Below are 3,592 nucleotides of genomic sequence, written 5' to 3'. Positions count from 1 at the left end.
CTGCTCCGCCTGCTCCGACAGTTCCGCCTGTTCCGCCGTCTGGCTCATAAGGCGTTCCCTCCGCCGATTATAATTTGAACGCCGAGGCGTGCCTCTGCAGCTCCTCGGCCAATTGGGTCAGCGACACCGTGGAAGCCGAAGTCTCCTCCGCGGCGGCCGCCACCTGGTCGCTCGCCGACGCGATCGTCTCGATCGCCCGCTGCACTTCCTCCGACTGGGCGGCCTGCTCTTCGCTCGCCGCCGCGATCTCGGCCACCTGCTGGGCCGTCTCGTTCGCCCGCGAGATAATGCCCTCGAGCGCCTCGCCGGTCCGGCGCGAGAGCGCCACCGCCTTCTCGACGGCCGACGAGCTGTTCTCGGTGTTGCCCTGCATCCCCTTGATGATGGCGCCGATCTGCTTGGTCGCGGTGCCGCTGCGTTCCGCCAGCTTGCGGACCTCGTCGGCGACGACGGCGNNCGCCTCGATGGCGGCGTTCAGGGCCAGCAGGTTCGTCTGCTCGGCGATGTCCGCGATCACCTCGAGGATGTCGCCGATCTTGTCCGAGTCTTCCTGCAGCCGGGACATCGCCTCGTGCACCTGGTTCATCGCCTGCAGCGACTCCTGCACGACCTTGCCGCCTTCGAGCGCCCCCTGCCGGGTGTTGTCGGACAGGGCGGCCGCCTCCTCGGCGTTCTGGGCGACGGATTCGATCGCCCGGGACAGGTCGCGGAACAGCTCGTTGATGCTCTGCACCGAAGAAGCCTGGTCCGCCACGCTGCTCGCGATCTCCTGCGAGGTGCTGGAGATCTGCTCGGAAGCCGACGCCACGCTGTGGGACGAGCCGGCCACGTTGCCGGCGAGCTTGCGCAGATTGCCCACCATCTCGTTGACGGAATCCGACACCTGCCCGATCTCGTCGCGAAGCTTGATCGAGGACGTCTGCGTCAGGTCGCCGGTCGCGACCCGGGAGAGAAGATCCGCGATCTTCCGAAGCGGGGAGGAGATCCTCTGGGAGATCCAGAGGGCAAGGAGCAGCGCCAGGACGACGGCGACGGCGCTCAACCCGATGACGAGCGCGCGTCCGGAGACGAACACCTGGACCGAGCCGTCGGTCGCGTCGTTGGACTTGGTCGTGCACAGCTCGACCAGAACCTTGATCGCGCTCTGCGATTGGTTGAAGTTGTCCTGCGTCTCTCCGATCAACCGGATGACCTCGGTATAGTCGGAAGCCCCCATTCCCGCCTTCAGGATGGATGGAATGTTCGCCGTGTACGCTTCGAAATTGCCGGAGAAATCCTTGAACGCCGCCTTGGCCTGATCGCTCAGGAACATCGGCTCGAGCTCGGCGCTCTCCTTCTTGATCGTCTCGAGCAGCCCGTCCAGCTTCTCCTTAAGCCTCTCTTCCTCCGAAACCTTCGTCTCCAGCGTGATTCTCAGCAGAAGCCGCTGGACGTCCGCCACGTTGGCGTTCAGGTTCGTCAGAATGCTCATGCTCGGCATCCATCGGCCGTCGATCTCCTTCGCGTAACTCCCCATCCTTCCCATCTGGGTCACGGCGATCGCCGAGACGGCGATCATAAGCGCCAACACGGCGAAGAAGCTTGCCAGCAGCTTCGTGCGAATCGTCATGGTCATGGTGTGTGCCTGCCTTCTTCGAATGGATTAGTAGGTTCAGTAGGTTGCCCGCAGCATCTCCCGGAGATAGGCGTCGATGCCCAGCACGACGACCATCCGGCCCGCGCGATGACAGATGCCTTCGATCCGCTCTCCTCCCGTCGAGGGGAGAACGTCCGAAGCCGGCTCGATCTCGTCCTTCCGGGCTTTGAACACTTCGCCGATCTCGTCCGTCCACACCCCGACTTCCCGGTCGTCCGATTCGACGACGATAAGGCGGGACGACGGCAGCGGCTTGCGGGGAGGAAGGTTCAGCGCACGGCTAAGATCGAGAACCGGAACGGTACGGCCTCTCAAGCGAATCATTCCGGCCACTCCGGACGCCGCCGAAGAGATCGGCGAGATCGGCGGAACGGGAATGATCTCCTTCACCCGGTCGGTTCGCATGGCGTATATCTCCGAATCCATCCGGAAGGAGACGTACTGCTCCCCGGTCTCCGTCTCCGCCCGGGCTTCCGTCCCCGCCGTCCCCTCCTGCGCCAAGCCGAGCCCGTCTTCCCGCGACAGCGCCGCCACGTCCAGGATGAGGGCGATCGTTCCGTCGCCCAGCAGCGTCGCCCCGGCCATGTACGGCACTTGCCCGACGTACGCGCCGAGCGACTTGATGACGATCTCCTGGTTGCCGATCGTCCGGTCGACCGCGAGGCACACTCTTCTGTCGGCCACGCCGATCATGACGACGAGCAGCCGTTCTCCCGGCTTGCGCTCGCGATCCCCTCCGCTTATTCCGAGCTTGCGGCCCAGTCTCGCGAGCGGGAATACCGTGCCCCGGATCAGGCACACTTCCCGGCCCCGAACGGTCTGAATCTGATCCGGCTCCAGCCGGACGATCTCGACCACGTTGCCGAGCGGCAGCGCGAAGGTGCTGTCCCCGACCCCCACAAGCAGAGCGCGAATAATGGCGAGCGTAAGCGGCAGCTTGATCGTGAACGTCGTCCCCTTGCCGACTTCGGTGTCGATGTCGATCAGGCCGTTCAGCCGTTCGATGTGCGCCCGGACGATGTCCATGCCGACGCCTCTCCCGGACAGGTCGGTGACGCTTGCGGCCGTGGAGACCCCCGAGTGGAAAATAAGCCGGACCGCCTCCCGGTCGGACATCCGGTCCGCTTCGGCTTGCGTCGCCATCCCCTTGCGGACGGACGCCTCCCTGATCCGGGCCGGGTCGATCCCCCTTCCGTCGTCCGATACCGAGATGACGATCTGGTTGTCCTCGTGCGAAGCCTTCAGGACGACCGTGCCGCATCTCGGCTTGCCCAGCCTCTCTCGCTCTTCCGGCGTCTCGATCGCGTGGTCGGCGGAATTGCGGAGGATGTGGATGATCGGATCGGTGATCTCTTCGATCAGCGTGCGGTCCAGCTCGGTCTCCTTGCCTTCGAGGACGAGGGCGATCTCCTTGCCGAGCTGCTGGGCCATGTCCCGCATCATGCGCGGGAACCGGTTGAACAGCTGCTCGATCGGCAGCATGCGCGTCTTCATCATGCCGTCCTGAAGCTCTCCGATGACCTTGCCGATATGGTGGCCGATCTCCGAGAGCTCGTCCGCCTCCGGCTCGTCCGCGTACTTCTCCCCGAGTCGCCGCCTCACGTCCTGCAGCCGGGTATTGTCGATGAGAAGCTCCCCGACAAGGTTAAGCAGCTTCTCCAGCCGTTCGACGTCGACGCGCACCGTCGCGCCCGTCCGGCGAGATTCGCCGCCGGGCTTGGACGCCGCGGGGCCGGCCGGCTCCGCTCCCCGGACTCCCGGAGCGCCTCCCCCGGTTCCGGGCAATCCGCCTTCCGGCTGCAGATCGTCCATCCGCACGGCCGTCACCTCGATGCCGTCCAGCTGCGACAGACCCGCCATCCGGGCCGCGACCTTCTCTTCCGGCTCCGGCGTAATGAGCAGCATGATGACGAAGCCGTGCCGCCTCTCCGGTTCCCCGAGCTCCTCGATGCTCGG

At 65.4% G+C, this 3,592-nt stretch carries 2 protein-coding genes; both read right to left on the bottom strand.

Going from position 1 to position 3,592, the window contains the following annotated elements; translation table 11 throughout:
• Positions 1–67 precede the first annotated feature (67 nt).
• Positions 68–1,609, bottom strand: coding sequence for a methyl-accepting chemotaxis protein (locus H7B90_RS32275; protein WP_446483103.1), 1,542 nt, complete (start codon positions 1,607–1,609; stop codon positions 68–70).
• A gap of 42 nt (positions 1,610–1,651) precedes the next feature.
• Positions 1,652–3,592 (bottom strand): chemotaxis protein CheA (locus H7B90_RS32270; RefSeq protein WP_185140016.1); only part of this gene is annotated, 1,941 nt, incomplete at its 5' end.

The sequence above is a fragment of the Cohnella xylanilytica genome, from assembly GCF_014212175.1.
In the GTDB taxonomy this organism is placed as follows: Bacteria; Bacillota; Bacilli; order Paenibacillales; family Paenibacillaceae; genus Cohnella; species Cohnella xylanilytica.
Note: the sequence above shows the minus strand (reverse complement) of the source record. Positions and strands in the feature narration are given on the sequence as shown.